The following is a 452-nucleotide window of genomic DNA, read 5'->3' as shown; positions in this document are numbered from 1 at the left end:
TCGCGTCGTGCCGCACGGCAGCGAAGGCGTGCGTGTCCACGCCATTGCTGACGACATGGGTGGGTCGGCCATTGCCGATCACGCCGAGTTGCCCGGCATCGGCGTCCGTGACCGCCACGATGGCGCTGGCTTGGGCCAGCACGTGGCGCTCCCAGCGTCGGGCGCGGCGCTGGTCCCAGGCGGCCAGGCCACGCAGCCACGCTGGCCACTTGCCGTAGGTGGCCGAGCCCAGCGCCGACTCGACGTTGTGCTCGGTGATGACGAAGCGTTGGCGGTGCCGGCGCAAAGCCTGCTCGAAGGGCTGAAAGCCGTAGCTGTGCTCGACCTGCACGATGTCCCACTTCTGCTCGGCCAGCAAGCGCTCGAAGCGCGCGCTCAAGGCGGGCGCATGGCCGTTGATGGTGGTCAGCAGGGGCTGTCGCGAGGTGGCGGACCGCCACAAGGTGGCAGGG

At 70.1% G+C, this 452-nt stretch carries 1 protein-coding gene; it reads right to left on the bottom strand.

Going from position 1 to position 452, the window contains the following annotated elements:
* Nucleotides 1-379, bottom strand: a 379-nt coding sequence (locus B2W70_RS00100; RefSeq protein ID WP_286741866.1) for a glycosyltransferase family 4 protein, incomplete at its 3' end; no start/stop codon positions are given.
* Between the last annotated feature and the right edge of the window lie 73 nt (nt 380-452).

The sequence above is a fragment of the Aquabacterium sp. UBA2148 genome (assembly GCF_002328915.1).
In the GTDB taxonomy this organism is placed as follows: Bacteria; Pseudomonadota; Gammaproteobacteria; order Burkholderiales; family Burkholderiaceae_C; genus Aquabacterium; species Aquabacterium parvum.
Note: the sequence above shows the minus strand (reverse complement) of the source record. Positions and strands in the feature narration are given on the sequence as shown.